Annotated in this window: 20 protein-coding genes; 19 read left to right on the top strand and 1 reads right to left on the bottom strand. The window is 42.3% G+C overall.

Annotated features, from left to right (window positions below):
- Window positions 1-19: 19 nt before the first annotated feature.
- From rlmN to ACIZ62_RS10885, 5 genes are all read left to right on the top strand, one after another.
- Window positions 20-1,051 carry a 23S rRNA (adenine(2503)-C(2))-methyltransferase RlmN gene (gene rlmN, locus ACIZ62_RS10905; RefSeq protein ID WP_111886623.1) on the top strand — a complete coding sequence of 344 codons (1,032 nt, stop codon included), beginning with the start codon at window positions 20-22 and terminating at the stop codon, window positions 1,049-1,051.
- Window positions 1,048-1,794, top strand: a complete 747-nt coding sequence (locus ACIZ62_RS10900) for a Stp1/IreP family PP2C-type Ser/Thr phosphatase (protein WP_111886624.1) — start codon at window positions 1,048-1,050, stop codon at window positions 1,792-1,794. The genes rlmN and ACIZ62_RS10900 overlap by 4 nt, the downstream gene beginning before the upstream one ends.
- Window positions 1,784-3,703 carry a Stk1 family PASTA domain-containing Ser/Thr kinase gene (pknB, locus tag ACIZ62_RS10895; RefSeq protein WP_111886625.1) on the top strand — a complete coding sequence of 640 codons (1,920 nt, stop codon included), beginning with the start codon at window positions 1,784-1,786 and terminating at the stop codon, window positions 3,701-3,703. Before ACIZ62_RS10900 ends, pknB begins: the two co-directional genes overlap by 11 nt.
- 186 nt (window positions 3,704-3,889) lie before the next feature.
- Window positions 3,890-4,777: a ribosome small subunit-dependent GTPase A gene (gene rsgA, locus ACIZ62_RS10890; protein WP_111886626.1), complete on the top strand. Its 888-nt coding sequence runs from the start codon at window positions 3,890-3,892 to the stop codon at window positions 4,775-4,777.
- On the top strand, window positions 4,777-5,412 hold the full coding sequence (locus tag ACIZ62_RS10885; protein ID WP_111886627.1) for a thiamine diphosphokinase: 636 nt from the start codon (window positions 4,777-4,779) through the stop codon (window positions 5,410-5,412). The genes rsgA and ACIZ62_RS10885 overlap by 1 nt, the downstream gene beginning before the upstream one ends.
- A 167-nt stretch (window positions 5,413-5,579) precedes the next feature.
- Here the strand turns inward: ACIZ62_RS10885 and rpmB are convergent, their stop codons facing one another.
- A complete protein-coding gene (gene rpmB, locus ACIZ62_RS10880) occupies window positions 5,580-5,768 on the bottom strand; it encodes a 50S ribosomal protein L28 (RefSeq protein ID WP_111886628.1) in 189 nt (62 codons plus the stop codon).
- A 138-nt stretch (window positions 5,769-5,906) separates the two neighbouring features.
- On the opposite strand from rpmB, the gene ACIZ62_RS10875 reads away from it, so the two are divergent.
- The 14 genes from ACIZ62_RS10875 to ACIZ62_RS10810 all read left to right on the top strand — a co-directional run bounded on the left by ACIZ62_RS10875 (window position 5,907) and on the right by ACIZ62_RS10810 (window position 23,729).
- Complete coding sequence (locus tag ACIZ62_RS10875; RefSeq protein WP_111886629.1) at window positions 5,907-6,251, top strand: Asp23/Gls24 family envelope stress response protein; 345 nt, start codon at window positions 5,907-5,909, stop codon at window positions 6,249-6,251.
- A 12-nt stretch (window positions 6,252-6,263) separates the two neighbouring features.
- Window positions 6,264-7,877 carry a DAK2 domain-containing protein gene (locus ACIZ62_RS10870; protein WP_111886630.1) on the top strand — a complete coding sequence of 538 codons (1,614 nt, stop codon included), beginning with the start codon at window positions 6,264-6,266 and terminating at the stop codon, window positions 7,875-7,877.
- A gap of 38 nt (window positions 7,878-7,915) precedes the next feature.
- Complete coding sequence (gene recG, locus ACIZ62_RS10865; protein WP_242988568.1) at window positions 7,916-9,958, top strand: ATP-dependent DNA helicase RecG; 2,043 nt, start codon at window positions 7,916-7,918, stop codon at window positions 9,956-9,958.
- A gap of 8 nt (window positions 9,959-9,966) precedes the next feature.
- Window positions 9,967-10,563, top strand: coding sequence for a 16S rRNA (guanine(966)-N(2))-methyltransferase RsmD (rsmD, locus tag ACIZ62_RS10860; protein WP_111886632.1), 597 nt, complete (start codon window positions 9,967-9,969; stop codon window positions 10,561-10,563).
- Window positions 10,526-11,023, top strand: a complete 498-nt coding sequence (gene coaD, locus ACIZ62_RS10855) for a pantetheine-phosphate adenylyltransferase (RefSeq protein ID WP_111886633.1) — start codon at window positions 10,526-10,528, stop codon at window positions 11,021-11,023. Before rsmD ends, coaD begins: the two co-directional genes overlap by 38 nt.
- Window positions 11,020-11,466, top strand: a complete 447-nt coding sequence (locus tag ACIZ62_RS10850; RefSeq protein ID WP_111889651.1) for a hypothetical protein — start codon at window positions 11,020-11,022, stop codon at window positions 11,464-11,466. The genes coaD and ACIZ62_RS10850 overlap by 4 nt, the downstream gene beginning before the upstream one ends.
- 73 nt (window positions 11,467-11,539) lie before the next feature.
- Window positions 11,540-12,379, top strand: a complete 840-nt coding sequence (locus ACIZ62_RS10845) for a S1 RNA-binding domain-containing protein (RefSeq protein WP_111886634.1) — start codon at window positions 11,540-11,542, stop codon at window positions 12,377-12,379.
- Complete coding sequence (locus ACIZ62_RS10840; protein ID WP_111886635.1) at window positions 12,369-13,541, top strand: DUF362 domain-containing protein; 1,173 nt, start codon at window positions 12,369-12,371, stop codon at window positions 13,539-13,541. The genes ACIZ62_RS10845 and ACIZ62_RS10840 overlap by 11 nt, the downstream gene beginning before the upstream one ends.
- A 105-nt stretch (window positions 13,542-13,646) precedes the next feature.
- Window positions 13,647-15,290, top strand: a complete 1,644-nt coding sequence (gene ilvB / locus ACIZ62_RS10835; protein ID WP_371414201.1) for a biosynthetic-type acetolactate synthase large subunit — start codon at window positions 13,647-13,649, stop codon at window positions 15,288-15,290.
- Between the two features lie 11 nt (window positions 15,291-15,301).
- Window positions 15,302-15,799 carry an acetolactate synthase small subunit gene (gene ilvN, locus ACIZ62_RS10830; RefSeq protein WP_111886636.1) on the top strand — a complete coding sequence of 166 codons (498 nt, stop codon included), beginning with the start codon at window positions 15,302-15,304 and terminating at the stop codon, window positions 15,797-15,799.
- A gap of 571 nt (window positions 15,800-16,370) precedes the next feature.
- Window positions 16,371-17,528, top strand: a complete 1,158-nt coding sequence (locus tag ACIZ62_RS10825) for an iron-containing alcohol dehydrogenase (RefSeq protein WP_322518988.1) — start codon at window positions 16,371-16,373, stop codon at window positions 17,526-17,528.
- A 365-nt stretch (window positions 17,529-17,893) separates the two neighbouring features.
- Window positions 17,894-18,460: an NADH-quinone oxidoreductase subunit NuoE gene (nuoE, locus tag ACIZ62_RS10820; protein ID WP_111886637.1), complete on the top strand. Its 567-nt coding sequence runs from the start codon at window positions 17,894-17,896 to the stop codon at window positions 18,458-18,460.
- On the top strand, window positions 18,457-20,208 hold the full coding sequence (locus ACIZ62_RS10815) for an NADH-quinone oxidoreductase subunit NuoF (protein ID WP_111886638.1): 1,752 nt from the start codon (window positions 18,457-18,459) through the stop codon (window positions 20,206-20,208). Before nuoE ends, ACIZ62_RS10815 begins: the two co-directional genes overlap by 4 nt.
- Before the next feature lie 14 nt (window positions 20,209-20,222).
- Window positions 20,223-23,729 (top strand): FAD-dependent oxidoreductase, encoded by a 3,507-nt coding sequence (locus ACIZ62_RS10810; protein WP_111886639.1) that lies wholly within the window; start codon window positions 20,223-20,225, stop codon window positions 23,727-23,729.
- The last annotated feature ends 14 nt before the right edge of the window (window positions 23,730-23,743 follow it).

The following is a 23,743-nucleotide window of genomic DNA, read 5'->3' as shown; positions in this document are numbered from 1 at the left end:
GATAGTATAGGAGTAAAACATGAAGGAAAATATTTTTGGCAAAGACATCAGTGAGTGTGAAGGACTCATGATCGGCCTTGGTGAAGCCAGGTATCGTGGGCAACAATTGTATCAATGGCTCTATGAGAAAAAATGTGAAAACTTTAGTGAGATGACCAATTTTTCCTGCGGTTTAAGAGAAAAGTTATCAAAAAAATATGAATTATTTCATGGTAGCATTCAAACCAAGCAGGAAGATCATCATGATGGTACAAAAAAATATTTAATTGAGCAAAAAGATGGTCAATACATTGAAGCTGTGTTAATGCACTATGAACATGGCGCTTCGTTATGTGTGTCAACACAGGTTGGATGTAACATGGGGTGTAAATTCTGTGCCTCCACAAGGGGCGGTAAAATCAGAGATTTAAGCGCCGGAGAAATATTGGATCAGATTTATTTAGTAGAAAAAGAAGAAAATATGCGAATTTCTAATGTTGTCATCATGGGGATTGGCGAACCGCTTGATAATTATGATGAAGTGATCAAGTTTATTCGTATTGCCAATACGGGCTTTGGAATCGGTCAACGTAAGATCAGTCTTTCCACCTGTGGAATTATTCCGGGGATCGAAGCTTTAGCGGATGAAAATTTGCAGATTAATCTTGCCATATCGCTGCATTCTGTTTTTTCAGAGCAACGAAAAGTGTTGATGCCAATCGCAAGTCGCTATGAGTTTGAGCCATTGATGGCGGCCTGTAAATCATATTTCAAAAAAACCGGAAGACGCATTACCTATGAGTATGCCCTAGTCGACGGTTATAATGATCGTGATGAAGATATCGTGGGATTGATCAAACTGTTAAAAGGAAGTCAAAACCATTTGAATCTGATTGGTTTAAATGAGATCCAGGAAACGGATTATAAAGAGAGTCCCCGATTAAAATACTTCCTTGGGGAGCTGGAAAAATACGGCATTAATGTTACGTTGAGGCGAAAAATGGGAAGAGAAATTGACGCTGCATGTGGTCAGCTTCGAAAAAAAAGATATGAGGATAAGGTGAGTGTATGAAATGTGCCTATGGATCCAATGTTGGATCACTGAGAAAGGTAAATCAAGATGCCTACTTGGCAGCAACCATAAAAAATGTTGATCGTCTTTCTTATGTTTTTGCAGTGGCAGATGGACTGGGAGGGCATCGCAGCGGTGAAATAGCAAGTAAAACAGCGGTCGATTTTATTAAGAATAATTTATCGGGAATTAAAAATTATTTTGATCCCGAAGAGATGATGTCTTTTGTAAAAGCCATTAATTTAGAACTTAAAAAAAATGGTGACGATGAGCCCGCACGTTTGGGTATGGCAACAACCCTGACCATGTGTATCGTTGATGGAAATTATTTGTGTATTTGTCATGTCGGCGACAGCCGAACCTACAGTATTACAGAGGATGCAATTATCCGCCTGACGAAAGACCACTCACTTGTTCAAATCCTGGTTGATGAAGGAAAAATAACCCAAGAGGAAGCAGAAATACATCCCCAGAAAAATGTAATTACCCGGGCTCTGGGAACCGATAACTCAGTGAATGTTGATTTTTATCGTTATGAGATCAATCCGGAAGCAATCTATATGATCTGTTCGGATGGTCTTTTTAATATGGTTTGCGACCAGGATATGAAGACCGTTATTTTGGAAAATAGTCTGGAAGATGCAGCAAAAAAACTCATCGATCTGGCAAACATAAACGGAGGCAAGGACAATATCACCGTTGTCCTATTTAAGCCTCTGGAAGGGGTGCCAAATGCTAAGTAGAACCTTAGGAAAACGTTATGAGATTGTGGAATTAATTGGACGAGGTGGGATGGCCTATGTTTATAAAGCTCGGGATTTAAAACTGAATCGTTATGTGGCAGTTAAAGTGCTACGTGAAGAGTATACTGAAAATGAACAGTTTATTAAAAAATTTGATCGGGAATCTCAAGCTGTCGCCTGTCTATCTCATCCTAATATTGTCGGCGTCTATGACGTTGGCGTTCAGGATAATATTTACTACATTATCATGGAATATGTCGATGGGATTACCCTGAAACAATACTTAATGAGAAAAGGACGCCTTGATTATATTGAGGCCACCCGCTTTGTAATGGATATATCAAATGCTCTGCGGTGTGCTCATGAGAACAAAATTATTCATCGGGATATTAAACCACATAATATTCTCTTGACTCGGGATCTGGTTCCCAAGGTTGCAGACTTTGGAATCGCCCGGGCGATTACCAGTTCAACGGTCACCATGACCAATCAAACGATGGGTTCGGTTCACTATATTTCGCCGGAACAAGCCAAGGGTGGATTTGTGGATGAGCGATCGGATCTCTATTCATTGGGGATTTTATATTATGAGCTGTTAACGGGAAAGCTTCCTTTTGACGAAGAAAATACCGTCACCATTGCGATCAAACACATTCAGGAAGAGATTGTCCCACCCAAGTTGCTGGAGCCCAAAATACCAGAACGCGTTAATCAGATTGTCATCAAGCTGACTCAAAAAAAACCGGACGAGCGCTATCAGAATACCGATGAACTTATGGAAGATCTTGAAGCACTGTTAGAAAACTTAAGTGTTGGGGCAGGTGATGGCAATCATCTGAGTAATGACACCCACATCATTCGAGAAGGACTTTTTCATGTTGAGAACACTGGCAGTCATGCGACGATTAATCCGGATGATGATGAGGATGATGACGAATATTATTATGAAACACCAAAAGAAACGGCAGCTAGAAAAAAGAAGCGTAAGATGGTGCTTCTTTCAGTGTTGGCTGTTGTGGGCATTCTGGCTATAAGTGCTATGGCATATGCCTTCTTTTCAGGAAAAACTGTTGATGTCCCGAATATAACGGGGAAAACGACCACAGAAGCGAAAACCACGCTGGAGAAATTAAATCTGGTTCTGGAAATTGAAAAAGAAGTTTATAATGCAGAAGTAGAAGCGGGATTGATCATTACTCAGAATCCGGAAAGCGGCAAGGAATTGCAAAGTGGGAAAACAGTCAAGGTAACAGTCAGCAAAGGAGTCAAGACCGGAAATATCCCGACCGTTATCGGGATGAGTGAAACAGAGGCAATAAAAGCAATTGAAGCGGCTAATTTTGTGGTTGGTGAGATAAAGAGAGAGTTCAACAGCGATTATAATGCGGACATTGTTTTTCAAATGAATCCCAACGCAAATACGACGGCCAATGAAGGAACGAAGGTTACGATTTACGTAAGTAAGGGCGAAAATCTAGTCACTGTACCAAGTGTAATTGGTCAAACGGAAGCCGATGCTAAAAATACCATTACGAAGGCGGGGTTGACAGTTGGAACAATTAGCTATGAAACCAGTGGTGATTATACCAAAGGAATGGTTATGAAACAGTCTCCCACCGATGGGAATCAGGTTGCTAACGGATCAAATGTAGCGATTGTTATCAGCAGCGGGAAGAAATCGACGCAGAAATTGACCATTGATTTAAGTGAGTATATTCAAACGACTCCAGCAAAATCGGTTAAGGTTAGAGTTGTTTTAACTGCGGCAGATAATACCGAAACGGTAATTTATGAAGGAACAAATCTGTCTGACGACGTCTTTTCAGTCAATGTCGAGGGTATTGATCGCGAAACCTATGAGGTATTTATTGATGGATCCAGCGTTGGAACGGGCTATATTGATTTTTAAAGATAAATAATTGGTTGATTAAAACTGAACTGATACTACGGGTTTATATAACAATTAAGCATTCAATTCGTACATTTCCATGAAAGGTTCGACTGGAACAATGTTTCAATTGATTATACAGACCCGTATTTAATTTTCAGATGTAGCGATATCAGAAGAGAGAAAAGTTGCGCAAGGAGGATTAGATTGATATCAAACGAACAGGTAACGGGAAAAATTATTAAGGGCATTGGCGGATTCTATTATGTTAAAACAAATCACGGCCATGAGGTGTTGGAGTGTAAGGCAAGAGGTGTCTTAAGGCACCAGAAAATCATACCAACCGTTGGTGATGAAGTGATGATTCAATCCGATAACCCTGGAGAATGGATGATCGAATCGATTCTCCCGCGAAAAAACATCTTTATCAGACCCCCTGTGGCCAATGTTGATATTGGCCTGATTGTGTTTTCAATGACACATCCCAAACCGAATTTATTACTTCTTGATATGCTATTAATTAGTTCGGAGATTCAAAATGTTACACCGGTTGTCTGCTTTACTAAAAGAGATTTGACAAGTTCTGTGGACGAAACGGCGATTAAAGAAATCTACGAAAAAACGCCGTATAAACTGTTTTTTTTCAGTCACAATGATACCGGCACCATGGATGAGATTATCGGCGAAATAGGCGGTAAAACAGCTTTTATGGCCGGCCCGTCAGGAGTTGGTAAATCGACCATGGCAAATTACTTATGTGCAGACCAAACCATGGAGACCGGCACCCTGAGTCAGAAATTAAAAAGAGGGAAACATACGACCCGTCATGTGGAATTGTTAGAAACTAAAAACGGTGGTTTCTTGTTAGACACCCCTGGGTTTTCATCTTACCAGATTTCGGAAATGATCAAACCGGAAGAATTGCGGGAGTACTTTCCAGAATTCTCCCGCGGGGAATGCCGATTTAAAAGCTGTCTCCACAAAGAAGAGCCAGGCTGTGATGTAAAAGAAGCTGTTGCGGCGGGAAAAATCAGTGCCGTTCGATACGAACATTATTTAAGTTTATTGGATGAAATAAAAAAGGATCAATACTGATGAAAGCGATCATTTTTACAAATGGTGAGTATCATAATAAAGTTTTTTACGCGAATTATGTAAATAAAATCAAGGCAGATTATCTGATCTGTGCTGATGGTGGAGCGAATTACGCCAGAGAACTAAACATTTACCCTGATATTATCATTGGGGATATGGATTCGATTACGGCGGAAACAAAAGCATTTTATAAAGAAACCAGGTATGCGTCGTATCCGCCTAAAAAAGATGAAACAGATACTGAGTTGGCAATTTCTCATGCGATAGAAAAAGGGGCAAGTGAGGTTGTTATCCTTGGTGGCCTGGGTTCCCGGATGGATCATAGCCTTGCCAATATCTATTTGCTGAAGCGCTTTATGGATGTTGGAATTGAAGCTGAAATAGTTAATGAAAATAATCGCATTCGCTTAATTGGTAGAACAACAGAATTTCACTTTCCGATCGGTACGATTATTTCGTTATTGCCAATTGATGGCGATGTCGAGGAGCTGACGATTACCGGATTTGAGTATCCCATCACTGCAGGACAAATGGTCATGGACAAACCGTATGGCATCAGCAATGTGACAAATAAAAGCACTCAGCAGATCATTTTAAAAAAGGGAACGCTGTTGATGGTTATTCCGAAAGATTAAAAAAGTGAGAAGAATGTACAAACAGTAAGATGTTAAGCAGCGTGGAAATTAGATCGCTGTCAAACAGCTGCCAGACGAGCAGTGTGCTCGTTTGGCATTTTGCTTTGACACAAGAAAAAAGAGTCTCATTAAAGACTCTTCAACTATTGTTCCGAAGATAAAAGAGCCTAAGCTCTTTCGACTTTACCGGATCTCAAACAACGTGTACAAACACTAATTCGTTGTGGTGTACCTTCAATTACAACTTTAATTCTTTGCAAATTGGGTTTCCAAACTCGTTTATTGTGTTTATTTGAATGACTAACCTGGTTGCCACTAACAACGGTTTTTTTACATACAAAACATTCTTTAGCCATGACATAACCTCCCTTACGCTTACCTTTTATAAAACAAGGTGTATTATATCATGAAAATAAAAAATAAAGCAACAGAAATTTTGACTTAAGTGGAATTATTATGTAAAATAGATAAATAACAAAAGAAGGAGCAATTTTATGAAAGTAAATAGTGAATTAGGATATATTGATATTACCCGAAAAGCAATTGCAGATATTGCCGGAAACGCTGCGATGGAGTGCTATGGTCTGGTCGGAATGGCACATAAACGGGGAAAAGACGGCTTGATTGAAATTCTTTCAGGTGATCAGGCCAATAAAGGTGTCGGTGTAATCATCGAAGATGATCGATTAGTGATTGATTTGTATGTCATTGTCGAGTATGCGATTAAAATTTCAGTTGTCGCTGAAAATATCATATCCAATGTAAAATATCGAGTTGAAAAAGAAACATCACTAAAAGTAAAACGTATTTCTGTAAATGTAGTCAGCGTGCGTGTGTAGATGGAGGACAGAATGAAAACCCAGACAATTGACGGTGAAATGCTCATAAAAATGTTTCGTTATGGGGCTAAAAATTTAGAAATCAATAAACGAATAGTGGATGAACTCAATGTTTTTCCGGTGCCGGATGGTGATACTGGAACAAATATGTCGCTTACCTTTAGTCATTCGGTTTCTGAATTTGATAAAATAGAAAAATTGAATGTCTATAGTGTGGCCAAATCAGCCTCGTCAGGGGCCTTGATTGGTGCACGAGGAAATTCGGGGGTCATTCTTTCACAATTGTTAAGAGGCTTTGCAGAAGGCTGCAAAGCCCGGGAAGACCTGGATATCCCATCACTGGCTGGTGCTTTAAAACTGGCGTCAGATGTCGCTTATAAGGCCGTCATGAAACCCACCGAAGGCACAATTCTTACCGTTGCTCGGGAAATGGGCGAGTTTGCCATGGCGAAATACTCAACTTACGACAACCTGGAAAACTTTATGACGGATGTCATTGCTCACGGTAAGGTCACCCTTAAAAAAACTCCGGATTTACTTCCGGTGTTAAAAGAAGCGGGTGTAGTTGATGCAGGGGGACAGGGCCTTATTTGTATTGTCGAAGGAGCATTAAAAGCCCTGTTAAACGAAGAATTGGGTGTGGAGCTGGAGATTAAGCCAAGTAATCTGGACAAGTTTGTCGATGACTCGCATATGAAACCAGAAGATATTACCTTTGGCTATTGTACTGAGTTTATTATTAAAGAAGCTGAAGAAGTGGATGAAGGAGAATTAAGAACGTATTTAAATACGCTTGGAGACAGCGTCGTCGTCGTCAAGGATGATGCGATCGTTAAGGTCCATCTGCATACCGACAATCCAGGCCTGGCATTGGAGCGGGCTGGAAGTCTCGGGGGCTTAATCCGAATTAAAATTGACAACATGCGGGAACAATTTGCGGCCAAGGGAAAAAAAGCAGATGACACCTTAATACCCTATGGGTTTATTGCTGTTTCACCTGGAGAGGGACTAACCAAGCTCTTTAAAGACCTTGGGGTAACTCGGGTTATTGCCGGCGGTCAGACGATGAACCCCAGCACCCAGGATTTTTTGAACGAAGTGGATAAACTGAATGCCCAAACCATTTTTATTTTTCCCAACAACAGCAATATTATTATGGCCGCCAAGCAAGCCAGCGAAATATCGGATAAGCAGGTTCACGTCATCACATCAAAAAATATTCCCCAATGTATCGCTGCGATGTTGGCGTTTTCTCCTGAAACAGCCGCCGCAGCGAATGCTTCGGCCATGTCAGAAGCGATTAAACAAGTCGCTACTGGGGAAGTAACCTATGCCGTCAGAGATACAAAAATCAATGGCTTAAAAATCAAGAAATCCAATGTTATCGGGATTAGCGGGGGCGAAATAAAGTTCACCGGGAAAAATATTGAGGACGTTACCAAAGAACTGCTCAGTGATATGGTAAACGCGGATAGCGAGCTGATCTCGATTTATTACGGAAAAGATGTTTCCGAAGACGACGCGAATGCACTGGCTGAGGAACTGGCCGATCGTTTTGAAGAATGCGATGTAGAAATGCATTACGGTGGACAACCCCTGTATTATTATATCGTGTCAGTGGAGTAGTCTTAAATCGGGCCAGTACAAGATAAATATGAGGAAAAATGATGAAATGGGAAGATTCACTGGAAAAAATAAAAGGAGTCGGACCCAAGCGGCGTGAAGCCCTGGAGAAGGCCGGAATTAAATCAGTGGGTGATCTACTGTCATATTATCCCAGAAGATACATTGATCGAAACGTCTTTGGGAGTTCGGCACAAGTTTATGAGGATCAGGAAATTTCGATTAAAGCGACTATTCTAGATCGTGGTCGGCTCAATCGAATACGGGGAAATCTATCGATTTTTTCAGTGCCGCTACTATGGGAAGAAAAAAAAATCGCGGCGGTGTTTTTTAATCAACCCTATTTAAAAGGGTCCTTCCAGGAGAATCAGGATTATTATTTCTATGGCAAGGTGAAAAAAAACCATGGGGATATAAAGATCACTAATCCGCAGTTTGTGAGTGCCAATCATCCGGGTAATTTCTTTGAGTTGACACCAGTGTATCGCAAGATTCAGGGGCTTCCCGGTAGCGTTATACCCAAAACCTTGAGTCAACTCTTTACGGCCGAACTTGAGGTGCCTGACGCGATGCCGGCGGAAATCCGCTCCTCTGAAAAATTGCTGGATATGAAAAGTGCTTTAAAGGCGATTCATTTTCCGAAAAAGCCTGAAGATGTTGTTCGGGGGATTGACCGGCTCAAATTCAATGAAGCACTAAAAATAAATATGGGGATCATGGCCGGGGCCCGGGAAAAAAGGTACTCGGATATTGACATTAATCTGTTTGCCGGTTTAGAGCCCTTTATTGGCAGCTTGCCATATGATCTGACTGCCAGTCAGCGCTCAGTAATTGGTGACATGATTGCTGATTTAAAAAGCGGCCAGGTCATGAATCGGCTGGTTCAAGGTGATGTGGGATCTGGTAAAACCGTTATTGCGGTGATTGCGGCCTGTCTGATGGCACAAAATGGCTATCAGACAGCGTACATGGCTCCAACTGAGATATTGGCTATGCAGCATGGTCGTAACTTTGCTGACCTTTTAAAAAACGCCGGCATTACTGTGGAAGTGGTAACCGGAAGTCTCAAAGCCAAAGAGAAGCGCGAAATTCTTGAGCGGGTAGCAAAGGGAGCAGTATCGGTAATTATCGGCACCCACGCGCTGATTCAACAGTCGGTGGAATACTATAACCTGGGGTTGGTGATCACCGACGAACAACATCGTTTTGGGGTAAAGCAGCGGAGTCAGTTAGCATTAAAAGGTAGAAAGCCCCACACCATGGTTATGAGTGCTACGCCAATCCCGAGAACCCTGGCTTTGATCCTGTACGGAGATTTGTCGGTTTCTTATATCGATGAACTGCCCAAAGGCCGAAAACCGATTAAAACCTACTGCTATAATGAAGCGTCACTGTATAAAATTCTGGGCTTTGTCGAGGAGCAAATGTCAAAAGGTCGGCAGACCTTTGTGATATGTCCATTTATCGAGGCATCAGATGAGCTTCTAGAGGTTCGCGATACGGAATCGGTGTATTTGGAATTACTACAAAAAATTGATCCGAAATATCGAATGGCATGCCTTCATGGTCGTCTAAAAAGTGAGACTAAAGAAGCGATCATTCAGGCATTTAATCAGGGTCAGATCGATTGTCTGGTGGCAACCAGTATTATTGAGGTTGGTATTGACGTGCCTAACGTTAGTACAATGATTATTCTCAGTGCCGAACGATTTGGGCTATCCCAACTCCATCAGCTGCGTGGTCGGGTGGGGCGGGGAAATCATCAGTCTTTTTGCTTTCTGGTCACCAATTCTAAAAGCGAAGATACCCTGGCCCGGATGAAGGTGATTGTAAACAATCGTGACGGACGAAAGATTGCCGACGAGGATTTTAAATTGCGGGGACCAGGAGATTATTTTGGGTTTAAACAGCACGGCTTGCCCAAATTGGGTTTACTTGATCCCACCCAGGAACTGGTCTTGATTAAACGAACAAAAGAGATCGCCGAGGTTATTTTTGAATCTACCAGTCAGGAAATGATGACCTTTCAACACGACGTATTAAAATCATTTTATATTGAGATAGCAGATATATCATTTAACTAGGAGGAAAAATGCGAATAATTGCCGGGGAGAAGCGTGGAAAAAAATTGGTGACGATCACTGGTGATACGATCCGACCAACAGCAGACAAAATCAAAGGGGCAATTTTCAATAGTCTCCAGAATGAAATTAGAGAAGCAGCCGTATTTGTGGACTTGTTTTCGGGTACGGGGGCGATGGGTCTGGAAGCGTTGAGTCGCGGCGTGGCGTTGGGGTATTTTTTTGATTGCTCCAGTGAAAGTATAAAAACAACAAAAAAAAACATTGATCTGTTGGGTTATGAAGACCGGTCCCGGGTATTTAATCAGTCTGCCCGCAGTGGGGTGGAAATGCTGACCCGCGATCAGGTCCAGTGTGACATTATCTTTATGGATCCTCCTTACTGTCAGGTCGATGAGATTTACCAATTACTTGAAATGATTTCTGAAAAAGAAATTCTGACTGAAAATGGAAAATTAGTGATAGAAACAGAAAAATCTGTTATAATGCCATTAGTAAAAAATAAATTAACGTGTTACAAATCAAAAAAGTATGGTATCACGACAATTAGTTATTATTCTAGGGAGAATTATGAACACAAAAATTGCAGTTTACCCCGGGAGTTTTGATCCCATAACCAAAGGTCATCTTGACATGATTGAAAGAGCAGCAAAAATATTCGATAAGGTGATCGTTTGTGTGATGGTTAACAGCAGCAAAAATTATCTTTTTACCTGTGAAGAACGGGTCGCGTTGATTAAAAATGTTCTTTCTGGAATCGAAAACGTTGAGGTTGATTTTTATGACGGACTTCTGATCGATTATGTCAGAATGAGAAAAACCAATATCATTGTCAAGGGGCTTCGGGCTTTTTTGGATTTTGAATATGAATTTCAAATGGCATTAACCAATAAGCATCTTGATAATGAGATTGAAACATTTTTTATGATAACAAGTAATAAACATTCGTATTTAAGCTCGACGTTGGTAAAGGAACTTGTTAAATATCAGGGCGACGTATCTGATTTTTTACCAAAAAGTGTAGAGAAAGCGATACAAAAGAAGTATGAGGAAGGATGTATGAAATGAGGGTACTTGACTTATTAGCAGAATTAGAAGAAGTCGTGGAAAAAGGAAACACGCTTCCTTTTTCATCAAAAGCGTTAGTAAATCCTGAAGAAGTGATCGAAATTATTGATGAAATCAGGGATTCACTGCCAGAAGAACTGGCAGAAGCAAAAAAAATTGTTGCCGAGCGGAAAAAAATTATTTTTGCAGCCCAAAGTGAAGCTGACCATATCAAAGCTGAGGCTGAAAAGCGACTTAGAGAATTAATTGACACCAATGAAATAACAAAAACCGCGACCGCTAATGCTAATGAGATTATGCGAAACGCAAACACAAGTGCGAAGGCTTTAAAAACAGGCACGCAAAACTATGCTGATAAGCTACTCTATAGTTTTCAGATACAGTTAAAAGAATTAAACGATCAAATTGAACAGAATCGGCGTGAATTAAAAAATATGAAATAATTGGTATGTCAGGGGTTGTGTGATGAACACGGCCTTTTTTATGCCTAACTACTAAAGTATAAGAGGTGAAAAAATGATTGAAATAGGAAAAGTACAAACATTGACAATTGAACGGATAACGCCCATTGGAGCATATTTATCGGATGGATTTGATACAACCGACGTGGTCTTGTTGCCAGAAAAAGAAGTGCAAAAGAATGCTAAAGCTGGTGATCAAATCGACGTATTTATTTACCGGGATTCTAAGGATCGTCTGATTTCAACGACTCGAGAACCGAAAATCCAATTAGGCTCATTTGCAGTGCTTAAGGTTGCAGATGTTACCAAAGTAGGCGCTTTTTTGGAGTGGGGACTGGAGAAAGATCTTTTACTTCCTTACAATGAGCAAACCGTCAAGGTGCAAAAAGGCCGAGACTACCTGGTTAATCTGTATGCCGATAAAAGTGACCGCTTATGTGCGACCATGAAAATCTATCCCCTACTGAAAGTCGGTGGGCCCTACAAATTGGGGGATTGGATTGAAGGCTATGTGTATCAGATTAATCCGGAAATTGGTGCTTTTGTGGCTATTGATAATCTGTATCACGGCTTAATTCTGATCAAAGATGCAAATTCAGACATACATTGCGGGGAAAAAATCCATGCCCGGGTATCCGAAATCCGAAACGACGGAAAACTGGTCTTGAGTCCCAATAAAAAAGCTTATAAAGAAATACCTAAAGATGCTGTTGTTATTCTGACAAAGTTAAACGAAAGTCAAGGTTTCTTGCCGTATAATGATAAAACCGATGCATTTATAATAAAAAAAGAATTTAATATGAGTAAGAGTTCTTTTAAGCGTGCGGTGGGTAAATTATTAAAAGAGAAAAAAATCAGGATAACAGAAAGAGGCATTGAGAAAAATGGAAAATAAAAAATCCCGGGTCGTTATTATGGGGTGTGAATCCTATGACAATGAACTGGTTTATGAAAAACTAAAGTCAGCTGTGGAACTTCTTGGCGGGATTGAACAATTCGTAAACAGGCAAGAGCGGATTTTGCTCAAACCCAATCTACTCAGAGGAAAAACGCCAGACGCTGCGGTTACCACACATCCAGCAGTATTTGAAGCGATGATCCGATTGCTACAAGAGGCAGATTACAACCGCCTTTTCTATGGCGATTCGCCTGGCTTTGGTTCTCCCGCCGGAGCTGCGAAAGAAAGCGGTCTCGCGGCCATTGCGGCGCAGTATGAGGTACCCTTAAAAGATTTCAGTAGCGGTCAGCAGATGGATTTCCTGCTTGGCATCGGAACCAAGAAATTTGATATCGCCCAGGGGGTTTTAGAGAGCGATGCCATCATCAGTCTTTCAAAAATGAAAACCCATGGCCTGACCCGGATCACCGGGGCGATCAAAAACCAATTCGGTTGCGTCTACGGATTAAATAAAGGGATGTCCCATGCCCATTATCCGAATGTCAGAATTTTTTCAAAAATGTTGGTAGATTTGAATCGCTATCTGATCCCAAAGCTGAGGCTTTTTGTGATGGATGGAATTGTTGCCATGGAAGGTAATGGGCCGGCATCGGGAAAACCCGTTCCCATGAAGGTGTTGCTTGTATCTGACGATCCCGTTGCTTTAGATGCGACTTTTGCCAGAATGATCAATCTGGATCCCACCTTTATCCCAACCATTACCTATGGTGAAGAAATGGAGCTGGGCTACTGGACCGAAGAAAACATCGAAATGTTGGGAGAACCCCTCGAAAAATTTTATAAGCCTGACTTTGATGTGGTTCGGATTCCTGTCCATGAAGGTGAACCATCGACCCTTTCGTTTTTTAAACCGATACAGGATTTTATTATTCAAAAGCCGGTGGTTGATAAGGAAAAGTGCATCGGTTGTGGCATCTGCGAAGCGAGCTGTCCGGTTGAGAAAAAAGCCATCCGCATTGTTAATCGCAAGCGCAGAAAATATCCGTTGTATTTTTACAGCCGTTGTATACGCTGTTACTGTTGTCAGGAAATGTGCCCGGTCGGCGCTATTTCAGTCAAAACGCCACTCCTGGGAAAATTAACAATTTATAAAGACTAACTTTCATTTGCTTTTGTCCAAAATATCTTCTTTTTAAAGAGAAAAAAGCATTGACAAAATACGTAAATTTTAATATGATATTTTGAAATACTTAAAAAGGGAGTGATTCCACTGTTAGCATCAAAATTAATTTTAAAATGTCTCGAACGAGAAAATGTTGAGTATGTGTTTGGTTATCCGGGAGGTGCCTTGCTGCCTCTCTATGAAGCATTCAGAACATCTCCGGTAAAGCATATTTTAGTGCGCAACGAACAGACAGCACCCCATTATGCGAGTGGATATGCCAGAGAATCTGGGCGTGTTGGCGTATGTTTAGCAACATCCGGACCTGGTGCAACTAATCTGGTAACAGGTATTGCAACCGCTTACCTTGATTCAATTCCAATTGTCGCCATCACCGGCCAGGTGGATCGGGCGCTGATCGGAACAGACGCCTTTCAGGAGGCAGATATCACTGGTGCAACCGCTCCCTTTACAAAACATAGTTATCTTGTTCAGAGTGCGGCGGACATTCCGAGAATTATTAGAGAAGCTTTTCACATCGCGTCAACAGGTCGTCCCGGGCCAGTTTTGATCGATATTCCCAGAGATGTTCAGCTTGAAAATGTTAAAACCGGGCTGACTTGTGACAAGGTTGACATTATGGGGTATAAACCCAATTTAAACGGCCACAGCGGACAGATTAAACGAGCCATCAAAAAGATTAAAGAAGCGGAAAAACCAGTTATTTATGCTGGTGGTGGCGTTGTGCTGGGAAAGGCTCAAAAGGAACTGCTTGCTTTTGCTGAGAAAAACAAGATTCCGGTAATTACCTCACTGATGGGGATTGGTGCGTTTCCGGAAGATCATCCACTATACTGTGGTATTGTCGGTAGCCACGGCTATAAGTATTCCAATGTTGTAATGAACGGTGCCGATTTAATCATTAATATTGGTGCCCGAATGTCCAACCGGGCCACATCCCATCTGACTAAATTTGAAAAAGACACCGATTTTGTTCATATTGATATCGATCCAGCGGAAATTGGCAAAAACATGGAAACAAATATTCCGATTGTTGGGGATGCAAAGACTGTTTTATCGGAGCTGATTCAAAAAGATACCTTAGTAGAACATAACGCCTGGCTTGCTGAAATCGAAAACATTCGCAGTGAAAATCCGCTCGTTTATGATGCCGATCCTCCTTGTAGCGATCTGATCAATCCAAAAATACTATTTAAGGATATGTCTGAAATGACCGCGGATGACGCGACGGTTGTCGGTGATGTGGGATTAAATCAGATCTGGTCGGCCTTGTATTACCAGATTATTAAAAACCGAAAATACTATACTTCTGGTGGATTAGGGACGATGGGCTACAGTATTCCAGCAGCCTGCGGTGCGTCTTTCGCAACCCTAGACAAGCCTAAGGAAATTTTCATCGTCTGCGGTGATGGCAGTTTCCAGATGAGTATGGGTGAACTGGGAGTCATTGCTGAACATCAGTTAAATGTTAATATCATTCTGATTACCAATTCCAAGCTGGGGATGGTACGGCAGCTACAGTTTGATAACTATGGAAAAGGACATTATAGCGGAACGGATATTAATTTTGACGTTGATTTTATGAAGCTGGCTGAAGCCTATGGTATAAAAAATTATAAGGTTGATAAAAACGTCGACTTTAACAAGGTGCTACCGGAAGCGATTAAACACCAGGGCCCGACCTTGATTCAATGCCAGGTTCATCCGGATTTCATAAGAATATAGGGAGAATGGTTATGGAGAAAAAAACCTGTTTATCATTACTGGTAGAAAATAATTTTGGTGTATTAAGCCGCATTTCAGGGCTTTTTGCACGACGCGGTTATAATATTGACAGCTTGACAGTAGGTACTACCGAGAATGCCGAGCTTTCCCGGATTACCATTACTGTTACCGGAGACGATCAAATTCTAACCCAAATAAAGAAACAATTAAATAAACTCATTGATGTGATTACGGTTATTGAACTTAAACCCGATGATTCCATTATTCGAGAGTTGGTTTTTATTAAGGTGAAGGCAGATGACACCACCCGTTCTCAGATTGTCGAGATTGCCAATATGTTCCGGGCCAATATTGTTGATGTATCCAGAGAAAGTCTGGTCATTGAAATTACCGGTACCCGATATAAAATTGAAGGCTTCTTTGAAATGGTTGAACCCTATGGTATTTTAGAGTTCGTCCGATCTGGAGATACTGGTTTGCAGCGGGGCGGAAAGATTCTTTCGGTCTAAATAGTCAACATTTGTGAGATCTTAATAAAACATAAACCTTATTAATAAAACAAAGACCCTTTGAAGACATTTTTTCAAGGGTCTTTTTAAGTGCGCAAATTTTAATCGTTAAAACGTGGATGGCGGCCATCGGTTTTTGGTGTGCCCCATTAATAAGGTATAGGAACACGAAAAGGCAGCTGAAGAAGTCATTAAGAAGAAGTAAGTGTAAGTTATTCAGGACCGAGTTAAGAGGGATATTAAATATGATATAGAACAACAACAAAATAGATATGTATTGATGGTAAAGGTTTCATTGAAAAATGATAAAATCGGTGTTATCATGAAATTAAGGAGGAAGAGGTGAACTTGCGGTGCACAGTTTAAATGTGACGAGACTTAAAGATGTAATCGATTATACGAATAGGCTGGCAGGTGGTTATTCTAAAGGGAATGTGCTTTACAGACGTATCCAATCCTGGATTAGATTAGCCAATGATTGTTTAAACGAAAATGACGATTAGAATATGTCAACAAAGTAGTGGTAAGATTTAGGGATAATGGATTAAAAAAATTATAAGGAGGAAACAAAATGGGATTAAATTGGTTTAGAGTTCCAAAAGACATCGTATTTGGGGAAGGAGCACTTTCATATTTAGCGGGGCTTGAAGGTAAAAGAGCGACACTTGTCACTGGTGGCAGCTCAATGAGAAAGAATGGATTCCTGGATGAAGCAAAAGCACAGCTCGAAAAAGCAGGCATGGAAGTGTCTATTGTTGATGGCGTTGAGCCAAATCCATCAATTGAAACAGTCGTTCGTGGGGGCCAGGAAATGGCAGAATTTGGTCCGGACTGGATCGTTGCCATTGGTGGTGGATCAGCATTAGATGCGGCTAAAATCATGTGGGTATACTATGAATATCCGGACACTGTTTTTGAAGATCTGGTTGCTGGAAAGTTTCCAAAGCTTAGAACAAAGGCAAAATTTATCGCAGTGCCTTCAACCAGCGGAACGGCCTCAGAAATTACCGCCTTTTCAGTGATTACCGACACTAAAAACCATATAAAATACCCCTTGGTATCGTATGAAATGACGCCAGACATCGCTTTACTAGATGCTGTCATTCCCTCGAAAATGCCAGCTCATATTACAGCCAATACGGGCATGGACGTATTGGCTCATGCTGTGGAAGCTTGGGTCTCAACAGAAGCCACAAGTTTTACAGATCCATTAGCTTATGAAGCGATTCGGCTGGTATTAAAACAATTGCCAGTGGCGTTTAAACAACCCAATGATATTAAAGCCAGAGAAGATATGCATAATGCCTCAGCACTTGCCGGGATGGCCTTTACAAATGCTTCACTTGGTCTTATTCATAGTCTGGCACATAAAATTGGTGGTGAATTTGGAATTACCCACGGCCTTGCAAATGCGATATTAATGCCATATATTATTGATTACAATCGAAAAGCAACCAATAAAGTTGAAGAATTGGAAAAACAATTAGGAATTGAAAACTTAACGGTCGCTATTCAAGATTTAAATAAACGTTTAAACATTCCATTGACGCTAAAAGAAGTTGATGAAGTTGAAATCAATGAAAAAGAATACCTTGAAGTGATTGACAGAATGAGTAAAAATGCTTTTGGAGATCCCTGCACATTGACGAACCCCAGACAGTCATCCCCGGAAGATGTGAAAAAAATCTATGAATGCGCTTTTTATGGAACATCGGCTTTAGAAATTTAGTTAACAAAAAAATACTAAAGATAACAAAATAATACTGATAGAATTACAATTGCGGGTGATTCGTACCGATGCACAAGCTGATAAAAAATTGTGCTCGGGAACGGGTGACCCGCTTGAAATTTTTACCGCACGAACCAGTTGTTTATTATGAAACCGTAACCAGAGAATTAATTTAATAGAAAATTTTCTTTTTTGCTTTTAACTATTGGTAAATATGGTAAACTAACCATGGACACTCCTTAAGGCGAATCGTCTTCAAATCTGTATTTTTTTTAGTCCGTAGGGAGTATGTTAAAAAAAACGTTTATTACTAGCATTAGTGTTTGCTGATGCCAATTATTAATTGAACCCGAAAGGAGTTTTACATGAATCAAGAAAAACATGAACATGGATGTAGCTGTGGTTGTCATGGAGATCAACCAAAGCCTTTTGAGGAACTGGATCCGGTTTTGGACCACTACGCCGACATCCCCGGAAGTCTGATCACCATCATGCAGAAAGCTCAGGAACTGTACGGCTTTTTATCGGTTGCTCTGATGCGTCATATTGCGGTGGAAACCAATACCAGCATTGCTAAAGTTTACGGGGTAGCTACTTTTTATACCCAGTTTAGGTTTGAACCGGTAGGAAAATACCTGATCATGCTATGCCAGGGAACTGCCTGTCATGTCAACGGGTCCAAACTGGTAGAAGAAGCGGTGATGGATTACCTGGAGATCAATGAAGGTGAGACCACAGCAGATGGTCTGTTTACCCTCAACAACGTCGCTTGTCTGGGGTGCTGCAGCTTATCTCCGGTGATGATGATCAATGATGATACCTATGGACAACTGACCAAAGAAAAGGTAACCCGCATTCTGGCTGAGCTAAAAGAAAATGCCAGCAGCGGTGCCAACGGAGCAGAACAGCTTGCGCAGGAGGTGACAGCATGAAAATTGTAATTGGAGCTGGTAGCTGCGGGATTGCTGCCGGAGCACACAAGGTGCAGACTGCTTTTGAAGCCATCCTTGCTGAAAAAAACCTGGACTTGACCATTGAACAAACGGGGTGTATTGGTACTTGTTACTTGGAACCAATTGTTGACCTGATTACTGAGGACGGTAAAAAACTAACCTTTGTTAATGTTACAACTGCCGATGCCCGACGAATTGTTGAGGATTATGTGCTGGGCGAGGATGAGCTGAAAGATTTGCAGATCTCGGATTCTGATCTTACCATGATCGGAAAACAAAAGCGGATTGTTTTGCGTAACTCCGGCATCATCGATCCCGAGCGGATTGAAGACTATCAGGCGGTAGATGGTTACCTGGCTGCTAAAAAATGTCTCACTGAACTATCCCCGGAAGAGATTATTGAAACTGTTAAAATAGCGGGTTTAAAAGGTCGGGGCGGTGCCGGATTTCCGACCTGGTTCAAATGGGACGCCGCTAGAAAATCACCCGGAAAAACCAAGTACATGGTCTGTAATGCCGACGAAGGCGATCCCGGTGCTTTCATGGACCGATCTGTTCTTGAAAGTGATCCCCATGCTTTGATCGAAGGAATGCTAATCGGTGCTAAAGCCATTGGCGCCAATGAAGGGGTTATCTACGTCCGGGCTGAGTATCCCCTGGCGATTGTACGTTTACAAAAAGCCATTGATCAGGCACGGGAAAATGGTTTTTTGGGTAATGACATCTTTGAAACCGGATTCGACTTTGATCTGCGTATCAAAGCCGGTGCCGGTGCCTTTGTCTGTGGTGAAGAAACGGCGCTGATTGCTTCATTAGAAGGCGAACGCGGCATGCCCCGATTAAAACCGCCCTTCCCGGCCCAGAAAGGCTACTGGAATGCGCCAACCAATATCAATAACGTCGAAACCTTTGCCAATGTTCCCTGGATTTTTAGAAACGGTGGCGAAGCCTACGCGGCTTTGGGTACTGCTGAGAGCAAAGGGACTAAGGTTTTTGCTTTAACGGGCAAAGTTAAACGGGGTGGCTTGGTAGAGATTCCCATGGGACTAACCTTAAGAGATGTTATTTACGAGATTGGTGGGGGGATTAAAGCAGATATCGCCTTTAAAGCCGTTCAAATGGGAGGACCATCCGGAGGATGTATCCCGGCGAGTCTCCTTGATACCCAGATCGACTACGCTGAAATCACTAAAACCGGCGCGATCATGGGCTCCGGTGGGATGGTGGTTATGGATGAAAACACCTGTATGGTCGACATGGCCCGGTTTTTCCTCGACTTCACCTGTAAAGAGTCCTGTGGTAAATGCACTTACTGTCGGGTTGGTACCACAAGAATGCTGGAAATCCTCAATCGAATTACTCAGGGCGAGGGTCTGGACGGTGACATCGAACTGCTAGAAGAACTTTGTTATAAGATTAAGGATGGTTCCATGTGTGGTTTGGGTCAGACAGCGCCTAACCCGGTGTTAACCACCATCAAATATTTCCGAAACGAATATGAAGATCATATTTATCATAAAAAATGCACCGCTAAAAGCTGCAAGCCGCTATTGACCTATACGATTGATAAAGAAAAATGTGTCGGTTGTGGGGCCTGTAAGAAGAATTGCCCTGTGGATGCGATTACCGGCGAGAAGAAAAAAGTGCATGAAATCAGTCAGGACATTTGTATCAAGTGTGGCAAATGCTTCTCTGTCTGTAAATTTGATTCTGTCATCATTGACTAGAAAGGAGTGGGAGAATGAAACAATATAAAATGAACATCGATGGAAAAGAAGTAACCGGTCGTCCGGGACAAACCATTTTAGAAGTAGCCCGGGAAAATGCAATAGATATTCCCACCCTATGCTATGACGAACGCCTGGAGATTTATGGGTCCTGCGGACTCTGTGTCGTAGAGGTTGCTGGCATCCCCAAAATTTTAAAAGCCTGTGCCACCGAAATCACCGATAATATGGTGGTAAACACGAAGACCCCCCGGGTCATTGAATCCCGAAAAACCAATCTGGAGCTGTTGCTCTCAAAACATATTGGGGACTGTGTAGCACCCTGTAAACGGGCTTGTCCCGGCACCACTGACTGTCAGGGGTATGTTGGCTTAATCGCCAATGGTGAATTTGCCGAAGCCTTAAAGCTGATCAAAGAACAATTGCCATTGCCTGGGGCGATTGGCCGGGTCTGTCCACATCCTTGCGAAACGGCCTGTCGCCGGGGCGAAGTTGATGAACCCATCGCCATCGCCTGGCTCAAACGTTTTGCCGCTGACTTCGATATGACTCATGACATGTTTATGCCCGAAATCGCAAAAGCGAGTGGCAAGACAATCGGGATCATCGGTGGTGGACCGGGCGGACTTACCGCTGCCTACTATCTGATTCAATCCGGTCACGCTGTTACCATCTATGACGCTATGCCCAAAATGGGGGGGATGCTCCGCTATGGAATCCCTGAATATCGATTACCCAAAGGGGTGGTGGATGAAGAAGTGGAATTGATAAAAGAGATGGGCGTTGTCTTTAAAAATAACACCCGGGTCGGTGTCGATATTCCCTTTGAAACCATCCGTAAAAACCACGATGCTGTTTATGTCGCATTAGGTGCCTGGACGAGTTCCGGACTACGGTGTGAAGGCATTGACGCCAAAGGGGTCATCGGTGGGATCGAATTGCTGCAACAGGTAGCCAATAACGAACCCATTGTGCTTGGCGAAAAAGTTGCCATCGTCGGTGGTGGCAACACCGCCATGGATGCCTGCCGAACCGCACTGCGACTTGGTGCCAAAGAAGTCTATAATATCTATCGTCGAACCAAAGCAGAAATGCCGGCGGAAGAAATTGAAATTATCGAAGCTGAAGAAGAAGGGGTTATCTTTAAAAATTTGACCAACCCCATTGAAGTTATTAAAGGGACGGATGGACAGATCGTCAAAATTCGACTTCAAAAAATGGCCCTGGGAGAACCGGATGCCAGCGGTCGTCGATCGCCAGTTCCTATCGACGGTGAAGAAGAGATCATTGATGTCGATACATTGATTCTGGCCATCGGCCAGGGGATCAATCCCAAAGGACTAGATGACCTGGAACTGACCAAATGGAACACCGTTCTGGCCGATGAACAAACCTTCCGAACGAATTTAGACGGCGTTTTTGCTGGTGGAGATTGTATTAACAGCGGTGCTTCCATTGTCATTAAAGCCGTCGGCGATGCCAAAAAAGCGGTTCCTTTTATCGAAGGATACTTAAGTGGAGAAGCTATTGCTTACCATGAACCCTACTTTGTGATTCGTGAATCGGTGGATCAGGACTATTTGGAAAGCATTAAGAAAAACAAACGACCGGTGATGACTCACCTGGCACCAGATGCCCGTAATGATAATTTTCTGGAAGTGGTGGAAGGATTCAGCCCGCTTCAAGCGGTGGAAGAAGGAAAGCGTTGTCTTGAATGTGGCTGTCAGGATTACTTCGAATGTAAGCTGGTCGCCTATGCCAACGAATATGAGGTTAAGCCAGAGCGCTTTAAAGGCAAGAACCCGGAAGCAAAAATCCAGGATGACCACCCCTTTGTAATTCGGGATAACAGCAAGTGCATTACCTGCGGCCTTTGCGTCCGGGTCTGCGAGGATATTATCGGCGTTTCAGCGTTAGGTCTGGTGGATCGTGGTTTTGAGACCATTGTGGAACCGGCCCTGCGCCAGCCTCTTAAAGATACAAGCTGCGTCAGTTGTGGACAATGTATTGCTGTTTGTCCCACAGGCGCCTTAAGAGAAGGGCTTATTGGCATTAAACAAGTGCCCATGGATACAGATAAAACCGAATCGACCTGCGGTTATTGTTCGGCCGGTTGCCAAATTATCATTGAGTCGAAGGGCGATACCATTATCAAGGCCATTCCGCAGAAAAACCACCAGGATATCAATCAAGGTGTTATGTGCGGTCGGGGGCGATTCGGTACCAATCTGGTGCAGTGGGAAAATCGACTGACGACCCCGTTGATTCGCAATAAACAGGGTGAACTGGAAGAATCCAGTTGGTACGATGCCTTTGTGATGATTGCAAAAAAATCCCAGAGCATTGCTGCTCGATACGGAAGTGATGCCGTAAAAATGGGCATATCACCTAAATATACAAATGAAGAAATTTTTAACATGACTCAACTGGCTAAGGTGCTTCGAGCAGAGACCTTTAGTTTTTCCAATCGGGAACAGGGTGAAGACACGGTTCTGCCTGGCAACGATGCAATTGGCGACATGAATGCAATTGTGACCGCGGATACCATTCTGGTGCTCGGATTGTTACCAGTTAATAACCCCATTGTCAAATATAAACTGACTCAGGCATCAAAAAAAGGCGCCAATATTTTTGTCATTAACCACTTAGAAAGTGGTTATGATCATATCGCGGATGAGTTTATTACTGAATGTGATGATCTTGAATTCCTGGGAGAAATCACCAGGTATGTCCTTGAAAATGGTAAACTGAAAGCGGATGTGACAAATTTGGACACATTAAAAGCATCGCTTGCGGATTTTGAAATCGGTGATGAAGCTCAAATTATTGGTGAAGGCCTGGTTAATGCTAAAAACCTGGTCGTCGTTATGGGTGATAAGTATATCACCGCAGAAGCTTCGGCCCTGGTTGGCGATATCCTCGGACTCCTTGGCAAATTTGATGGTAAACGTAGTGGCATTTTCAGAGTAGCCGTTAAGAACAACAGCCGGGGTTTAAAAGCGCTGGGGGTTGTTAACACACCAACGGTTCTAAAAACGGCGAAAGCGCTGCTGCTCTTCGGTGAGGAACCCAATGCAGATCTAAGCGGATACGAATTTTTAATGGTTCAGGATACTCACCTGAGTTCGGCTGCCCAGAATGCCGATGTGGTATTGCCGGCACTGGCTTTCGCGGAAGTGAACGGTACCTTTGTGAACACAGAAGGCCGACTCCTTAAGGTGAAAAAGTCAGTAGAAAATCCGTTGGGAATTAACAATATTAAGATGGTTCAGGCAATTGCTGAAATTTTGGCGGAGGATCTTGGCTCAGTTTGTCCAGGAAAAATTCTAAAGGCTATTGGGGAAACAACCCCAGCATTTAAAAACGTTGACATTGGTGAGATTCTAAACACCCAAGATCCGGATGCGGTCAGGGTGGAATTTAAGCCTTATAGTAAAGGACGGCTCTTTACCGAGATTCCTTATACTGATTACCTGATGAATGAGATTCAAGGGAAGTTGAATCAAGTTATAAAACACTAAAAGTTTATTCATTT

It is taken from the genome of Acetobacterium carbinolicum (genome assembly GCF_047456275.1).
In the GTDB taxonomy this organism is placed as follows: domain Bacteria; phylum Bacillota; class Clostridia; order Eubacteriales; family Eubacteriaceae; genus Acetobacterium; species Acetobacterium carbinolicum.
Note: the sequence above shows the minus strand (reverse complement) of the source record. Positions and strands in the feature narration are given on the sequence as shown.